This window comes from Pseudosulfitobacter sp. DSM 107133 (assembly GCF_022788695.1).
Lineage (GTDB): Bacteria > Pseudomonadota > Alphaproteobacteria > Rhodobacterales > Rhodobacteraceae > Pseudosulfitobacter.
On sequence record NZ_CP085154.1, the window covers coordinates 2,245,425 to 2,263,060 of the forward strand.

General features: G+C 61.2%; 10 protein-coding genes. 6 read left to right on the forward strand and 4 right to left on the reverse strand.

Translation table 11 applies throughout. The features are described from left to right. Window positions 1-67: 67 nt before the first annotated feature. The 4 genes from DSM107133_RS11040 to DSM107133_RS11055 all read left to right on the forward strand — a co-directional run bounded on the left by DSM107133_RS11040 (window position 68) and on the right by DSM107133_RS11055 (window position 4,192). Window positions 68-217, forward strand: a complete 150-nt coding sequence (locus tag DSM107133_RS11040) for a hypothetical protein (protein ID WP_205387912.1) — start codon at window positions 68-70, stop codon at window positions 215-217. A gap of 28 nt (window positions 218-245) precedes the next feature. Beyond that, a complete protein-coding gene (locus tag DSM107133_RS11045) occupies window positions 246-1,748 on the forward strand; it encodes a hypothetical protein (protein ID WP_240310694.1) in 1,503 nt (500 codons plus the stop codon). Then, window positions 1,745-2,719, forward strand: a complete 975-nt coding sequence (locus tag DSM107133_RS11050) for a tyrosine recombinase (protein WP_114295516.1) — start codon at window positions 1,745-1,747, stop codon at window positions 2,717-2,719. The genes DSM107133_RS11045 and DSM107133_RS11050 overlap by 4 nt, the downstream gene beginning before the upstream one ends. A gap of 156 nt (window positions 2,720-2,875) precedes the next feature. After that, entirely contained in the window at window positions 2,876-4,192 is a 1,317-nt protein-coding gene (locus DSM107133_RS11055; RefSeq protein WP_114295517.1) for an HlyC/CorC family transporter, read from the forward strand. Here DSM107133_RS11055 and DSM107133_RS11060 read toward each other — a convergent pair. Both DSM107133_RS11060 and DSM107133_RS11065 read right to left on the reverse strand, forming a co-directional pair. Continuing rightward, the gene (locus DSM107133_RS11060; protein ID WP_114295518.1) at window positions 4,167-5,291 is read right to left on the reverse strand and encodes a histidine kinase dimerization/phosphoacceptor domain -containing protein; all 1,125 of its coding nucleotides are present in this window, start codon (window positions 5,289-5,291) and stop codon (window positions 4,167-4,169) included. The genes DSM107133_RS11055 and DSM107133_RS11060 overlap by 26 nt on opposite strands. A 72-nt stretch (window positions 5,292-5,363) precedes the next feature. After that, the gene (locus DSM107133_RS11065) at window positions 5,364-7,784 is read right to left on the reverse strand and encodes an FAD-dependent oxidoreductase (RefSeq protein ID WP_114295607.1); all 2,421 of its coding nucleotides are present in this window, start codon (window positions 7,782-7,784) and stop codon (window positions 5,364-5,366) included. A 267-nt stretch (window positions 7,785-8,051) separates the two neighbouring features. Here DSM107133_RS11065 and DSM107133_RS11070 point away from each other — a divergent pair, with 267 nt between their 5' ends. After that, a complete protein-coding gene (locus tag DSM107133_RS11070; RefSeq protein ID WP_114295519.1) occupies window positions 8,052-10,469 on the forward strand; it encodes an FAD-dependent oxidoreductase in 2,418 nt (805 codons plus the stop codon). A 13-nt stretch (window positions 10,470-10,482) separates the two neighbouring features. Continuing rightward, window positions 10,483-11,091, forward strand: coding sequence for a nucleotidyltransferase family protein (locus DSM107133_RS11075; RefSeq protein ID WP_114295520.1), 609 nt, complete (start codon window positions 10,483-10,485; stop codon window positions 11,089-11,091). Here the strand turns inward: DSM107133_RS11075 and DSM107133_RS11080 are convergent. Beyond that, entirely contained in the window at window positions 11,088-12,941 is a 1,854-nt protein-coding gene (locus DSM107133_RS11080; protein WP_114295521.1) for a Hint domain-containing protein, read from the reverse strand. The genes DSM107133_RS11075 and DSM107133_RS11080 overlap by 4 nt on opposite strands. 315 nt (window positions 12,942-13,256) lie before the next feature. Continuing rightward, the gene (locus DSM107133_RS11085) at window positions 13,257-17,633 is read right to left on the reverse strand and encodes a Hint domain-containing protein (protein WP_162792167.1); all 4,377 of its coding nucleotides are present in this window, start codon (window positions 17,631-17,633) and stop codon (window positions 13,257-13,259) included. Window positions 17,634-17,636 lie beyond the last annotated feature (3 nt).

Genomic DNA, 17,636 nt, shown 5'->3' on the forward strand with positions numbered 1-17,636 from the left:
ACGTGATATTGCAGAAAAGGCCATATATAAGTTGGTCAAAATCAAAAGACCCGGGGCAGGCAAATTTATGGGACGACTGATCAAATACTTGATATATCTAATTATTCTGGGACTTATCGGCTTGGTGGTCTATGCCTATGCCGGCCCGTTTTTCGGCGCGGACTTTGACCCGCCGCAAAACGAAGTACGCGTGCCCGTGACCCTCGATGCCGATTAAGGTTAGCGCAATTTGGCTGGGTCTTCTGATGGGCGCGGTTTCGCCTATCGGCACGGCTTTGGCACAAGAGGCACCCCTGTCGGTGATCGACTGGCTGGACCGAAACGCGCCAACACCTGCCGTTCAGACCCGCCCGATAACCAGCGAACCCGCCGTTGCGCCCAGCGGCAATGTGCCCGCAATCACGGTTGCGCCGCTGGATGGTCCGGCAGCGCGGCGTGTGGGACTGGCCCCTGCGTCGATCACCGGCCTGCCCGATACGCTGTGGACAGGCTCGGACGGTTTCGAGCTGGCCGAGGCGATACGCGCCACCAAATCCATTCGCCTGCCCGCCGCCCAGTCGCTGTTTTACACGCTGCTGCTGGCCGAGGCGCTGCCGCCATCGGTGCATGACGAGGCTTTTAATCTGGCCCGTGTCGACGCCCTGCTGCAATTGGGTGCGCTCGACCCTGCCCTGGCGCTTCTGGAGCAGATCGGCCCCGAATCGTCTGCCGCCGTCTTTGCCCGCTTTTTCGACGCCAGCCTTCTGGCGGGCACCGAAGACGCCGCCTGTGCCAGGGTCATGGCCAAGCCGTCTCTGGCCCCCGGTTACGCCGCGCGGGTGTTTTGCACCGCACGCGCAGGGGATTGGGACACCGCCGTTTTGTTGCTGGGCACCGCGCGGGTGCTGGGCAGCATGAGCGAAGCACAAGCCGATATGCTGGAACGTTTCCTTGACCCCGACCTGTTCGAGGGCGAGGCCGATCTGCCGACACCCGCCCAGCCCGATCCGCTGGCCTTTCGCGTTTACGAATCCATCGGCACGCCGATAGCCACTACTCTGTGGCCGCGCATCTATGCCAATGCCGATCTGCGCGAGATCGCAGGCTGGCGGTCGCAATTGCTGGCGGTCGAACGCTTGGCGCAGACCGGAGCTGTCGCCGACAACCGTTTGCTGGGCATCTACACCGACCGTCAGCCCGCAGCTTCTGGCGGTCTGTGGGAGCGTGTGCGTGCCGTGCAACGTTTTGAAACCGCGCTGGACAGCAACAGCGCCGAAGCTGTGGCCAAAACCCTGCCGGCCGCGTGGCGCGAAATGCAGGCGGCCGGTCTGGCCGTGCATTTTGCCAACCTCTTTGGCGATCGTCTTCCCGAGCTAAAGGACCGCGCCGCCACCGCCGCCGCATTTGAAACCACGCTGCTGTCGCCAGCATATGAGCTGGCAGCCACCAAGTACCCGCAGGCCGCAGCCCGCGCCCCGCTTTTGGTCGCGCTTGCGCGGGGCGATACCAGCGATGCGCAGCCTAACGGACCCATGGAAAAGGCACTGGCCGACGCCTTTGCCGGTGCCCCGCCCGACGCCACGCTGATCGGCATGGCGCGCACCGGCAAGCTGGGTCGCGCGTTGCTGGGTGCGCTTGAGCTGGTGAACGAAGGCAGCAAGGGCGATCCCGGCGCCCTGCGTCAGGGGCTTGCCACCCTGCGCGCATTGGGGCTGGAGGACAACGCCCGCCGGGCCGCCCTGCAAATCATGCTAAGGCCCGCCTTATGAGCGCCGAAACCGACCGCTGGATTTCCACCTTTATCGAGGCGCAGGCTGCTGAATTGGGGGCTGCGCAGAACACCCTGCTGGCCTATGGGCGCGATCTGAAGGATTTTGCCGCCTGGGCCACCCGACAGGGACGCACCTTTGACACCGTGAAACAGGCCGACATCGAGGCCTATCTGGTCTATTGCGACGAACAGGGTCTGGCCAAATCCACCCGCGCACGGCGGTTGTCGTCGATCAAGCAGATGTACCGCTTTGCCTTTGAAGAAGGATGGCGCGCGGAAAACCCTGCAATCCAGATTTCGGGGCCCGGACAGGACAAACGCCTGCCCAAGACACTGGACATCGCAGAAGTTGACCGGTTGCTGGAGGCCGCCCGCAGCTCGGGGCGCAACGCCGCCGACAGCACGCGCAACACCTGTCTGATGGAGCTTCTCTATGCCACCGGCATGCGCGTCAGCGAGCTGGTGGGCCTGCCCGTCAGCGCCGCGCGTGGCGATCCGCGCATGTTGCTGATCCTTGGCAAAGGCGGCAAGGAACGCATCGTGCCGCTGTCGCCCCCTGCCCGCGCCGCTTTGACCGACTGGCTGAAAACACGCGATCAGGCCGAAGAGGCCGGCAAGGCCAGGGGCAAGCCCGCATCGCGGTTTCTGTTCCCCTCGCGCGGGGTGGCGGGGCATCTGACGCGCCATCGCTTTTATCTGATGATCAAGGAATTTGCAGTGGCGGGTGGCGTATCGCCAGAGAAGGTTACGCCGCACACGTTGCGGCACGCTTTTGCGACGCACCTGCTGGCGGGCGGCGCCGATCTGCGTTCGATTCAGGCGCTGCTGGGCCATGCCGATGTCGCCACCACGGAAATTTATACCCATGTGCTGGACGCGCGCCTGACCGAACTGGTGCTGGAGCATCACCCGTTAGCGGGCGACGCCCCCCGCAAAGTGTCGGGAAAGACATCGCGGAACGACCCCTAGGGTCAGGACCGATACAAAAGGGGGGCAATCCGCAAAAAACGCCCCTGATCGTCCCCGTTGTGTCGAATCCGGTATATTGATCTGACAGCCTTCCCTTGAATGCGCGGGCCATCGCCCCCATAACCCTATGAACCTTCAAGGAACACAGTCTTACCAATGGACCCTTCTTCTGCAACGCTGGACAGCGCTTTCTGGATAACCTGCGGGATCATCCTGTTTCTTCTTTTCCTCTCCGGTTTTTTCTCGGGCTCGGAAACCGCCCTGACCGCCGCATCGCGCGGGAAACTGCGCAGCCAGGCCGACAAGGGCTCGCGCGGGGCCCAACGCGCACTGAAAATCACCGAAGACAATGAACGGCTGATCGGATCGGTGCTGCTGGGCAACAACCTGGTGAACATTCTGGCGGCCTCGATGGCCACTGCCCTGTTCACCCGCGTGTTTGGCGAAAGCGGCGTGGCGCTGGCGACGCTGGTGATGACGCTGCTGGTGCTGGTCTTTGCCGAGGTGCTGCCCAAGACCTATGCCATCACCAATGCCGAAAGCGCGGCCGCCGCCGTGTCGCGGCCCATTGCGCTGATTATTCTGGTGTTTTCGCCCATCGTCGCGGCTGTGCGTTATTTCGTGCGCGGTGTGTTGTTCATCTTTGGCGTGCGCATTGATCCCAACAGCAACGTGCTCGCCGTGCGCGAAGAGATTGCCGGCGCACTGCATCTGGGCCATTCGGAAGGTGTGGTTGAAAAAGAAGACCGCGACCGGATTTTGGGCGCGCTGGATCTGGGCGACCGTATGGTCGAAGAGATCATGTTGCACCGTTCGGGCATCGAGATGATCGATGCGCAAGACGATCCGGAAACCATCTTTGAACAGTGCCTGAAATCCAGCCACACCCGCCTGCCCCTGTATCGCGATGATGTGGAAAACATCATTGGCGTGGTACACGCCAAAGACCTGCTGCGCGCGATGTACAAGATCGTCGGCGGGCCGGACGGTGACGCCAAGGCGCTCAAATCATTCAACATTCTGGATGTGGCGACAGCCCCCTATTTCGTGCCGGAAACCACCACACTGGATGATCAGATGCGCCAGTTCCTGCGTCTGAACACCCATTTCGCGCTGGTGGTGGATGAATACGGCAGCCTTCAGGGTCTGATCACGCTTGAAGATATCCTGGAAGAGATCGTGGGCGAGATCACCGATGAATTCGACCCCGACGCCGACCATCCGGTGACCCGTGGCGATGACGGCCAGTTTATCGTCGACGGATCTATGACCATCCGCGACCTGAACCGCGCAACCGAATGGTCGCTGCCCGATGACGAGGCGAACACCGTTGCCGGTCTGGTGATCCACGAGGCACAAATGATCCCCGAAGTGGGACAGGTGTTTTCGTTCCACGGCTTCCGGTTCGAAGTGACCGCGCGCGACGGCAACCGCATTGCCGCCCTTGCTATTCGGCCGCTAATTCGGCGCTAGGCGCATCTTTCAGCGGCACCTGCATGTTCAGGTGATAGCCGTCTGATTGCGCCATCAGCGAAAATTCGGCCCCGATCTGGATGGCTGCCGCCTGCATCAGGCGTTGCCCCAGACGGGTCACTTCGCTTTCCTCGGCCGGATTTGCGCTGCCGATGCCATCGTCACGACAATGCACCAGAAGCCCCGCAGTCTCGTCGCTTTGTTCAACCGTGACGGTCACCGTGCCACGCCGCCCGTCGGGAAAGGCGTGTTTGATCGCATTGGCGGTAAATTCACTGATAATCATGCCGATATTGGCAGCCACCGAGGGCAGGATCTGCGCCCGGCACACGGTGATGTCCAGACGCACATTCGACGGCGCCGATGCCTCGAGCAAGGAGGCCACACGCTCAAGATAGGGTTGTAGAGCCACGCGGTTCGACTGGCTGGTCTGATACAGCTCCTGATGCAGCATGGCCACCGCATCAATGCGCCGTTCGACCGCCGCCAGTGCTTCGGTCGCCACGGCATTATCGACGCGCGACTTGTACATGCGCACCACCGACAACACGGTTTGCAGCGAATTCTTGACGCGGTGGTCAATCTCGCCGCGCAAAACCTCGGCCTGATGCAGCGCAAGACGCAGTTCAAACTGGCGCATCAACTGTGCGCCCAGCACCCGCAGCGTGCTGCGTTGCAATTCGGTCAGGCTGCGCGGCCTGGTGTCCAGAACGCACAATGTCCCAACCGGCAACCCATCATCCGAGATCAACGGCACGCCTGCGTAAAACCGGATATGATCGGCCCCGGTCACCAGCGGATTGTCCGCCGTGCGCAAATCTTGTGTGGTGTCGGAAATCTCGACCAGATCACCCTGCAAGATCACATGGCTGCAAATCGAACGGTCCAGATCGGTCTGCGCAACATCCAGCCCGACGCGCGCCTTGAACCATTGGCGGTTCTCATCCACCAGCGAGATCAGGCAAATCGGCACCTCGCAAATTCGGGCAGCCAGATCAACGACTTCATCGAACTGCTGTTCTGTCCTGGTGTCCAGAATCCCAAGCTTGCGCAGATGTGCCAGCCGTTCGCTCTGTCTGGGATGAAGCGGTGCGCGCATGCGGATCCCTCAAATCGGTTCAGACGATAGTCCTATACAATAGGCGCATCCAATCAAGGGGTTCGCAAGCGTTTAGGCGCGTAACCGCGTACCATCGGGGTCAAAGGGCGGCGCCTCAAGGATCGTGGCACGGTGCGGTCGGCCCAGCACCATCACATCCACCTGATCCCCCGCACCGGCATCTTTGACATAGCCCAAGGCCAGCGACATCCCCACCCAATAGCCATAGGCCCCCGAAGTCACACGCCCGATGCCCTGCCCGTCGCGAAAAATCGGCTCGCCGCCTGTGGCATCGGCCTGAGAGGCGTCGGTGTCTGCGGCATCAAGTGCCAGCAACACCAGCCGTTCCCGCGCAGGCTGCGCCAGCGTCTTGGCCAGCGCATCGCTGTTCAAAAATGTCTTGTCCATCTTGCACAGCCGCTCAAGCGCCACCTCTTGCGGCCAGTATTCCGGGCTATACTCGCGCCCCCACGAACCATAGCCCTTTTCGATCCGCAGGCTCATCAGCGCACGGCTGCCCACGGGGCCGGCCCCCATATCTTTGCCTGCGTCGATCAACGCCGCATACAGCTGCGCCTGATCTTGCGCGCGGCAATGCAACTCCCACCCCAGATCACCGGTAAACGACACCCGCAGCGCCAGCACCTGCACACCGGCCAGTTCAATCCACTGCGACCGCATGAATGGAAAATCCACTGTCTCCAGCGCGGCATTGGTCAGCCGCTGCAACAGCGCGCGGCTGCGCGGCCCCGCCACGTTGAAGCCGCACATTGCCTCGGTCATGCTTTCAAAGCTGGTCCCATCGGGCAGCGGCACGGCACGGAAAAACCGCTGGTGATAGCGTTCCGCCATGCCCGAGCCGATCACCCAGAACTCATCCGCGCCCAACCGCGTCACGGTGAAATCCCCCGCAATCCCGCCCCGCTTGCCGATCAGCGGCGTCAGGCACGACCGCCCGACCACTGTGGGCATCCGGTTGGCAAAGACCGCGTTCAGCCATGCCTCGGCCCCCGCGCCCTTGCAGCGGTATTTGGCAAAGTTCGAGATGTCGATGATCCCCGCCCGTTCCCGCAGCATCCGGCATTCCGTCCCCACAGGCCCCCACCAGTTCTGCCGCGTGAACCCCTCGGTATCCTGCGCACCGGGCGCATCGGCAAACCACAGCGGATGTTCCCACCCGGCATTCAGGCCAAAGACAGCCCCCATCTGCCCCTGCATCCCGTAAACAGGCCGCGTGCGCGCAGGTCGCCCTGCGCTGCGTTCCTCGTTGGGGAAATGGATTTTGAAACGGTTGGCGTATTGGTCCCGCACCCGCGCCTTGGTAAAGGCCTTGTCCGCCCAGTCGCCAAACCGTGCCATATCCCAGGCGAACATATCGTATTGCGTCTCACCCTCGATGATCCACTGCGCGGCCAACAGGCCCATGCCCCCCGACTGCGAAAACCCCGGAATGATCCCGTTACAGCAGAAATACCCGCGCAGTTCCGGCACCGGCCCGAACAAGACATTGGCGTCGGGCGACCAGATCATCGGCCCGTTGATCACACGTTTGACGCCCGCCGTGCCCACCACCGGCACACGGTCGATCGCGCGCATCATGTTGTCCTCGATCCGCTCCAGATCGTCTGCAAACAGCTCGTGGCCGAACCCTTGCGGCGTGCCGTCCTCGGCCCAGAACCGCATGTCTTTCTCATAGGCGCCCACCAGCAGCCCCTTGCCCTCCTGGCGCAAGTAATATTCGCCGTCACGGTCCGCGACCGAGGGCAACCGGCGGTCCAGGGCAGCAATCTCGGCAATTGTCTCGGTCACGAAATACTGGTGCTCGGTCGGTTGCAACGGCAGCGCCAGACCCGCCATCGCGGCCACCTCTCGCCCCCACAGCCCCGCAGCGTTCACCACCCAGGGCGTTGCAATATCACCCTGTTCGGTGCGCACGATCCATGTTCCATCTGCCTGCTGCTCTGTGCCCGTGACGGGGCAAAACCGCACAATCTCGGCCCCCATCGCCCGCGCGCCCGCAGCATAGGCATGGGTCACGCCCGAAGGGTCGACATTGCCGCCCTCGGGCTCCCACATGATGCAGCGAATGCCGTCGAAGTTTACCAGCGGGTGCAACCGTTCCGCTTCGTCGCGATCCACTTCGGAAAAGTTCATGCCATAGAGTTTGGCCTTGGCCGCCTGCAACCGCAGTTGATGCTCGCGGGCCTCGGTCTGTGCCAAATACAGCGATCCGGGCTGGAACACGCCACAACCCTGCCCCGTTTCCTGTTCCAGCTCTTTATACAGACCCATCGTGTAATGCTGGATACGGCTGATGTTGGTGCTGTCGTGCAGCCCGTGAATATTGGCCGCCGCATGCCATGTGCTGCCCGAGGTCAGCTCGTCGCGTTCCAGCAACACCACATCGCGCCAGCCCAGCTTGGCCAGATGGTACAGGATCGAACATCCGATAACGCCGCCGCCGATCACGACAGCTTGGGCATGGGTGCGCATGGTGTAGCCTCGTTGATAAAATTGCTGCGTCCAGCCTGCCGTCTTGCCCCACGCAGGATTGATCGTTTCCGACGCCCGATGTCGGCCAGACACCAAGCGCAGAAATAAATCCCTTCATCTTGCCAGACAAACTCCGGGGTCCGGGGCAGCGCCCCGATACGCCCGTCCGACCCGCGCAAACGACAATAGTTGTCGCAAACGGGCCAGCCCACCTTCTGCGCGCTCCTAAACTTGACCCGATCCAACATCACTGCCGGAGGCTGCCCCATGCAAACCACCACCCGCGTCGCCGTTATCGGAGGGGGCGTTGTGGGCGCCTCTGTGCTCTATCACCTGACAAAACTCGGCTGGTCCGATGTGATGCTGATCGAACGGTCCGAGCTGACTTCGGGCAGCACATGGCACGCGGCGGGCGGATTTCACACGCTGAACGGCGACACCAATATGGCCGCCCTTCAGGGCTATACGATCCGTCTGTATAAAGAACTGGAAGAGATCACCGGCATGTCCTGCGGGCTGCACCATGTGGGTGGCATCACGCTGGCCGACAATCAGGACCGGTTCGACATGCTGCTGGCCGAGCGGGCCAAGCACCGGTTCATGGGGCTGGAGACCGAGATTGTCACCCCTGAAGAAATCGCCAAAATCGCGCCCGTGACCAATATCGCGGGGATCATCGGCGGCCTGTATGATCCGCTTGATGGCCACCTTGACCCCTCGGGCACCACCCACGCCTATGCCAAGGCCGCGCGCATGGGCGGTGCCACGATCCGGACCCATACAATGGTGACCGAAACCAACCAGCGCCCCGACGGCACATGGGATGTGGTTACCGATCAGGGTACGATCCACGCCGAACATATCGTCAATGCGGGCGGTCTGTGGGCGCGCGAAGTGGGCGCGATGGCGGGCATCTATTTCCCCCTTCACCCGATGGAGCACCAGTATATCGTCACCGAAGAGGTGCCGATGATCGCCGACATCGTGAACGCGGGCGGCGAACACCCGCATGTGATGGACCCCGCCGGCGAAAGCTATCTGCGGCAGGAAGGACGCGGGCTGTGCATCGGATTCTACGAACAACCCTGCCGCCCCTGGGCGGTGAACGGCACGCCGTGGACCTTTGGCCATGAACTGCTGCCCGATGATTTCGACAAGATCGAGGACAGCATCGCCTTTGCCTACAAACGCTTTCCGGCGCTGGAAACCGCAGGTGTCAAATCGGTGATCCACGGGCCCTTTACCTTTGCCCCCGATGGCAACCCGCTGGTCGGCCCCGTGCCCGGCGTGCGCAACTATTGGTCGGCCTGCGGTGTCATGGCGGGCTTTTCCCAGGGCGGCGGCGTCGGCCTGACGCTGGCGCAATGGATGATCGAAGGCGAGCCGGAGCGTGACGTGATGGCCATGGATGTGGCCCGCTTTGGCGACTGGATCAGCCCCGGCTATACCCTGCCCAAGGTCATCGAGAACTATCAGAAACGGTTCTCCGTCAGCTATCCCAACGAAGAACTGCCCGCCGCGCGTCCCAACCGTACCACGCCGATGTATGATATCTTTTCGGACATGGGCGCGGTCTGGGGCCAGCAATACGGGCTAGAGGTGGTGAACTATTTTGCCCAGGAGGGCGAGCCGAGCTATGAAACCCCATCTTTCAGACGCTCGGACGCCTTTGACGCCACCGCGCGCGAGGTGCGCGGGGTGCGCGATGGTGTGGGCATCAACGAGGTGCACAACTTTGGCAAATACCGCGTCACCGGCCCGCGCGCGCGGGCCTGGCTGGACCGGATCATGGCGGGCCGCGTGCCGCAGCCGGGGCGGTTGTCGCTGACGCCGATGCTGTCGGAAAAGGGCAAGTTGATTGGTGATTTCACCATGTCGTGCCTGAGCGAAAAAGAATTCCTGCTGACTGCATCCTATGGCAGTCAGAATTACCATTTCCGATGGTTTAACAGCCACTTGGAAGATGGTGTTCATGTTGAGAACATCAGTGACAAACGCAACGGCTTCCAGATCGCAGGCCCCAAAGCGCGGGACGTTTTGGCCGCCTGCACGCTGGCCGATATTTCGGACATGAAATTCCTTGACGTGCGCCGCATGACCGTGGGCATGACCGACTGCATTGTGCAGCGGGTCAGCTATACCGGCGACCTGGGCTATGAAATCTACTGCGACCCGATGGGCCAGCGCGCCCTTTGGTGGACCCTATGGAATGCAGGCCTGCCGCACGGCATGGTGCCCTTTGGCATGCGTGCGATGATGTCGCTGCGGCTGGACAAGCATTTCGGCAGCTGGATGGCCGAGTTCTCGCCCGACTACACGGCCGCCGAGACCGGATTGGACCGGTTCATCAACTTCAAGAAAAATACCAAATTCATTGGCCGCGCCGCCGCCGAGGCCGAGCGCGCCAAGGGGGCTGCGCGCCGGCTGGTGGCTTTTGCGGTCGACGCGGACGATGCAGATGTGCAGGGCTACGAACCGATCTGGCTGGACGGCGAGGTTGTGGGGTTCTGCACCTCTGGTGGCTATTCGCACCATACCGGCACGTCAATTGCCCAAGGGTTCTTGCCAAGAGAGGCCATCGCGGACGGTTTGAAGGTAGAAATTGAAATCCTTGGACAGATGCGCCCCGCTACAGTCACGCTGACCCCGCCCTTTGATGCCGATGGCGCACGGATGCGGGGCTGAGTATGATGGCCCCATGGGTCAGCTTAGCAATATCCCCGCCATCGTTCTTGCCGCTGGGCAATCGTCGCGCATGCGCGGCACCGACAAACTGCTGCAAGACGTAGACGGCGAACCGCTGGTCCGGCGGCAATGCCGGATCGCGCGGCAGGTTTGCGAACGGGTCTATGTGGCCCTGCCACCTGCGCCGCATGATCGCTATGGCGCGATCCGCGGATTGGACGTGACAGCGGTGCCAGTGGCCAGTGCTGCCGAGGGGATGGGCGCATCGCTGCGCACGGCCTTTTCCGCCTTGCCGGACGATGCCCAAGCGGTGCTTTTGCTGTTGGGAGACTTGCCGGACCTGACTTCAGATGACTTAAAGAAAGTCATACAATCCGTTGATATGAATTCAGAAAAACTGATCTGGCGCGGCACGACATCTGACGGGCGTGCGGGCCATCCCATCGTATTTGCAAAGTCACTATTTGCAGAGTTTGCAAAGCTGACAGGCGACAATGGCGGGCAGTCGATTGTCAAGAATGCCGGTAACAAGGTCGCGCTGGTTGCCCTGACAGGCAACCATGCGCGCAATGATCTGGACACGCCCGAAGAGTGGGCCAACTGGCGTGCCCGCAGAGATTAACCCAAAAGCGAGCGGACCTCGAAGGCTTTCAGCGACCGGCGGGCCGATGTGTACCCTTCCAGACCCTCAACCGTCTCAAGCTCGGGGAACAACGACAGGATTTCCTGACGTTGCTCGGAACCGATGCCACGCAAGGACAGGTCGCCCGGCTGAAAGCTTTCGGTCCAGGTGCCATCACCCAGGATTACTTCGTGGTGGTCGAACATCAGGTGGATATAGCTGACGCTGTTCGCCTGAACGATGTCCACACCTTCCATGGTTGTCAGGTGCTTGGCTGCAACCAGCACTTCACGATCATCAAACATCAACGCCGCCAGATCGGATGTGATCAGCATGCGGTGGTTCGGGCTGACCAGCATGTCACGGTCGGGCAATCCACGTCCCAAAGCGCCCTGACGGATCAGAACCGGGTTAAATTCCGGCGTCGCTTCCAGCTCTGCACGGCCCAGGTCGCGGCGTCCGGTCCAGCGCAATTCTTGCAGCCCGTTGTCGCGTGTGAACACGCGCATACCGGGCTTCAGCGCCTCGACGGCCACCTCGCCCCTGTCGGTCGCAATCATGGTGCCGGGTGTGAAACACACGATGATCTGTTCGATCTCCGAATATACGGTGCGACCCGAAATGTTGCCGTGGTCATCCAGAAACTCGATCCGCCCCGACTCTGTTCCGGGGCCATCAGTAAACACATTGGCCCGCACGCCGGTCAGGTCGATCACGTCGATATCGCTGCCATCTGCGTCTTCGCCACCGATGATGGTATGGTTGCCGATCCCGTCAAATGTGAACCGGTCGTTGCCGGTGCCGCCTTCGGCATGGTCGTTGTTGGGGCCAAGCACGAAGGTGTCCTGCCCTTCGCCACCATACATTTTGTCGTCGCCGGTGCCGCCGGACAACGTATCGTTGCCTGCGCCACCGATCAAAGTGTCCTGCCCCTGACCGCCGTCCAGCACATCGTCGCCTTCGCCGCCGTCCAGCATGTCATCGCCGTCGCCGCCAGACAGCACGTCATTGCCACCCTGCCCAAAAATCACGTCCTGACCTGAACCACCGTCGATGGTGTCGTCGCCCGCGATAATCGGCGTTACCACCGCATTGTCGATCAGATCGCCGGAAAAGGTAAAGCCCGAGTCCGAATCCCGCGATTCCAAGGTGAATTCGATGAAATTTCGGTTCTCGAACTGCGCACTGAACCAGGCCTGTTGGTCATCGGGCTGGTTGTTCCCGCGCCCTTCGGCGGTGACGGTGCCTGCCCCCTGCACAATGTTCAGCACCGAATCCGGCGATACACCAAAGGCGGAAAAGCTGGACGCGTCCAGCGTAACGGCCTCTTGGTCAGCGCCTTTGTTGCTGTCCAGATCATTGAATGTGGCCACCGAATTCAGCGCCACGGGCTGGCCGGTGGCGGGATCGAAAAACTCGAAACGAAAGCTGGCTTTGTCACCAATGCCATGCCCGTTCAGCACGATTTCCGAGCCTCTGTCGCCCGTCAGATCAACCGTCATTTTGCTGTCGGACTTGGACACCAGGATCAGACGGCCCGAAATCGGTGTGCCATCTGCCAGTGTCGCCACATTGCTGTAAACGGCATAATCGTTAATGCCGGCATTGTTTCCATGATAGCTTTGGGACACGACATTGTTGATGTCCAGATTCAGCGGTGAGGCATCCACGCCGGGGGCAGTGCCCGCGCCGGCATCGCCAAAAATGGTATCGTCTCCATCTCCGCCAGAGATGCTGTCATTGCCCCCCTCGCCCGAGATCAGATCCTGTCCGTTCAGGCCCGAGATGACATCGTCATCCGGTCCGCCCTGAAGGGTATCGTTGTTGCTGGTTCCAGTGATAACGGCCACGGCAGCTCTGCCTTTACTGTTCAAAGTACATACATCCAGCGCCACGCCCCCACGCGCGCCTTGGGTATCTATCTACTCTTCAATGGACCAAAGTACACGGCAATCGTTCAAGAAATCGGCAAATTCATCATATTCTTGCCCTAGTTGAGGCATCTTCTTGTGGCGCAATTTCCCAAGCAGAAACAGTTTTGCCATCGAAGGGTGCATTAACGCGAAAAGCGACACAGCCCCCTGCGTCGCCCTTCTCGTCCGGTGTGGCCTGGGGCCACACCGGCGACTCATGTGCTGCATATGTTCAGATGGCGCGAGGCGCGCTTACTTGGTCAAAAGGACCGCCTCGTGCTTTTTCAGGGACCGGCGCGCCGACGTGTATGCGTCGATGCCTTCGCGCGTTTTCAGCTCGGGGAAGAGCTCGAAAAGTTCGTTGCGCTGCGCATTGCCGATACCTGCCAGTGTCAGATCGCCAGGCTGGAAGCTTTCGGTCCAGGCACCGTCCGACAGGATCACTTCGTGCTGGTCAAACATCAGGTGGATGTAGGTTGTTGCGCTGACGTCAACAATATCGACCCCTTCCAGACCGGTCAGGTGCTTGGCCGCGACCAGAACCTCACGCTCTTCGAAGTAAAGCGCGGTTTTGTCGTTGGCCACCAGAACCCGGTGGTTGGGCGAAACCATCATGTCACGCTCGGGCAGACCGCCCCCCAGCGCACCCTGACGGATCAGGACCGGCTTAAGGTGCTGGGCACGCTCGAACTCGGCGCCTGTCATCGACTTTTGACCCACCCAGCGGATGTCCTGGATGCCGTTGTCGCGGGTGATGACCCGGTCGCCGACTTGCAGATCCTCGACACGACGCTCGCCTTTTGGCGTGGCGATCAGGGTGCCGGGGGTAAAGCAGGGAATGATCGATTCAATCTCGGCAAAGTCCAGTGTACCTCCATCGGTGCCGTCACCGTTGATAAAGCGGATGGTGCCCGAGGTAGAGTCGCCATCATCATCCACAGTGCGTGTCACGAATTCGTAGGCACCCCGTCCCGTCAGATCCAGCGTGTCAAAGTCGTCACCGTCGGTGCCGCCGTCCACGGTGTCACCCGCATTGGCGTTCAGGAAGGTGTCGCGATCGGCGCCGCCAGACATCAGATCGTCGCCGCCATTGCCGCCGTCGATGGTGTCGTTTCCAGCACCGCCGGTCATCACGTCGTCACCGGTTGCGCCGACGATCATGTCATCGCCATCACCGCCGTCCAATGTGTCGTCACCGGTGCCGCCGTCAATCCAGTCGTCGCCGTCGCCACCCATCAACAGGTCGGCGCCGTTTTCACCAAAGATCGTGTCCTTGCCAGCGCCGCCGGTGACGGTGTCTGCATTGCGACCCGCGTTGATGTAATCGTCGCCTTCACCGCCGTCGATCTCGTCGTTGCCCTGACCGCCCATCAGCGTGTCGTTGCCGGTGCCGCCATAGATGGTGTCGTCGTCGATTTCACCGTCGATGAAATCGTCGCCTTCGTCACCATACAGCAGGTCATCGTCGTCGGCGCCATAGATCACGTCGTTGCCTTCACCGCCGTAAACAGTGTCGCGGCCATTGTCGGTGCGCAGATCGGGGCCGAACGGGTTGGACCCGTCGTCTTCGATGTTAACCGCATCGGGCACCAGCAGCGGATCGTTGCCTGCGTAGATGGTGTCGTCGCCGATACCGCCCAGAATGATATCATTGCCTTCGCCGCCGACAATCCGGTCGTCGCCGTCGTCGCCGGTGATCTCATCGTCGTCGATGCCGCCGTCGATCACGTCGTTGCCAGTGCCACCCACGATGGTGTCGCGGTCATCGCCAGTGCTGATTGTGTCGTCGCCGTCGCCGCCGTCAACATAGTCACGTTCGTTCTCGGCTGCGGGCGTGCCCTCTTCGCCGGGGAACAGGCCTGGATAGCCCTTGTCGACCAGCAGATCGTTGTCGGAATCGCTGGAGTTGATCACGTCGTTGCCCGCACCGCCAAAGATGGTGTCCGAACCGTCGCCGCCGTTGATGCTGTCGTCGCCTTCGCCGCCGTCGATCACGTCGTCACCGGCACCGCCAGCCAACGTGTCGTTACCCGCATCACCGTTCAGCGTGTCATCGCCCTGACCGCCGGCAACGGTGTCGTCGCCGTCGCCTGCATTGACCAGATCATCGCCTTCTCCGGCGCGCACCGTGTCATCACCGGCACCCGCGTCGATGATGTCATCATCGGCTTCGGCCGGATCGGTCGAGAATGCGTTGTCGCCGCCGTCCACCACGTCGCCGCCGGGATCGCCCATATAGGCGCCGTCGATCAGGTCGCCACCGTCGGTGCCACTGACGATACCGTCGTTGACTGTCACCTGAATGTCAGCCGTATCTGTTTCCCCGTCGGGGTCTTCGACCGTGTAGCTGATGGTCGCAACACCTTCGAAATCTGCTGCCGGTGTGAACAGAACCCGGTTGTCCTGAATGGCTGCGCTGCCCTGCTCGGCAGGAACCGAGACACTGACGATTGTCAGCGCGTCGCCATCGGGATCGGTATCATTGGCCACGGCGTCAATCAGAACCGGCGTCGCTTCAAAGGTCGCGGCAGCGTCGTCCACGGCATCGGGGCCGCTGTTGACGTTGTTCACGGTCACGACCGCTTCGCCGGTGTCTTCACCGCCATTGCCGTCCTGAACCACATAGCTGACGGTCGCATCACCGACAAAGCCGTCGGTCGGCGTGAACACCACCTGATTGTCAACAACCTCTACGGTCCCTTGCGCGGCAGGCACCGTCGCAGATGTCACGGTCAGCGTGTCGCCGTCCACATCGCTGTCGTTGGCCAGCACGTCGATAGTGACGGACGTATCTTCATCGGTAGTGGCCGTGTCATCCATTGCCACAGGATCGTCATTCACCGGCGTCACGGTCACAACCGCTTCACCAGTGTCTTCGCCGCCCATGCCGTCGCTGACCACATAGGTCAGTGTCGCGTCGCCATTGAAGTTTTCGGCAGGTGTAAACACCAGCTGGTTGCCGACGATTTCAACGGTGCCCTGCGCCGCGGGAACAGTTGCCGAAGTGATCGTCAGCGTATCGCCGTCGCCATCGGTGTCATTGGCCAAAACATCCACTGTCACCGCGGTGTCTTCCTCGGTGGTGGCTGTGTCGTCCATCGCGTCGGGCGCCTGGTTCACTTCGTCGCCGATGATGTTTTCAATCTCGGTAAATGCAATCGTATCGCCGGTCGGGGTGCCGTCGCCGTCCACAAAGACGATGGTGCCGTTTGTGCCGTTGCCGTTGCTGTCGGCCACCTGATCGGTGATGTAGAACGATCCCTGACCCGTCAGGTCCAGTGTGTCGTTGTCTGTGTTCAGCGCTGGATTGGCGTCATAACCGCCGGCACCGCCGTCAACCACATCACCTGCGCCGCCATAGATCACGTCGGCATTGTCGCCACCCGACAGGGTGTCGTTGCCTTCGCCGCCGGTCAGCGTGTCATCGCCGCCTTCGCCAAAGATCATATCGTCGCCGTCGCCGCCGTTCAGCACATCGTTGCCGTCGGCACCCGCCGGCACGTCAACCGTGGCATCAAAGTAGACATCCGTCACCTTGATACCCGAATTGTTCCAACCGTCCTGATCGTGTTCAATAGTGATCCGGCCAACAGGGCCCGGAATGTCTACGAGGATCGAATAATTATCTGATGTATCTTCTTCATAGCCGCCGTTGCTGTCTGCGGTGTCGGCACCGAACTGACCATCGGTGTCGACCAGTGTCAGATTGGCACCAGCGGTCATGTCGACGTTGATTTCGTTACCATCCAGATCATAGGCCTTGATGCGGATCAGACCGTCGCCATCAATGTCGTTCACGCGGAAGGATACGTTTTCAACCGCGTTGCTAAAGGCCAGTTCATAGTCGGCTTCGTTGCCGCGGCCTTGGGTCAAACTGTCAAGCGAGCTGCGGGTGTCCACAGGCGCGCCGTCATCGACGATCCCGTCAACGATCTGCTCGTCGATCGAAAACTCGGTGTCGGTGGTGCCCGTCGTGTTGGTGATGCGGAACGTTACATCAACGTTGCCGGTGTTCTGGGTGAACTCCGTCAGATCCTGATCGTTGGCAAAGCCCGCCTGATCCCATTCAAAGCTTTCGCGCACGGTTTCAGTCGATCCTTCGGGTGTTGCGCCCGCACTGTCACCATAGATCACGTCGTCGCCTGTGCCGCCGTCGATGCTGTCATCGCCCTGACCGCCGACCAGCAGGTCGTTGTCGGCACCGCCGTCGATGGTGTCGCTGCCGCCCTGACCGTAAATGGTGTCTTCGCCCGCATCGCCGTTCAGAACGTCATTGCCGACATCGCGCGCAGCGGTGGGGTCAGCGTCGGTGCCACGCGTGTAATCGCTGTCACCGTAAACCAGATCGTCCCCTGCGCCGCCGTTGACTGTGTCGTCGCCCGCGCCTGCAAAAACCTTGTCATCATCGGCGCCAGAGTTGACCAGATCGTCACCACCACGCGCATCTACAATGTCCATATCACCGGTTTCACCGGCAAGAACCGCATCGTTGTTGTCAATCCGGTCGCCTTCGGGGTCACCTGTGTAACCCGCGTCGATCACGTTGGCATTGTTATCGCCATCAACCACGCCGTCACCGATTGTTTTCAGCGTGTCCGCAGGGCTCTTGGGATCATTGGATAATGTCATCGT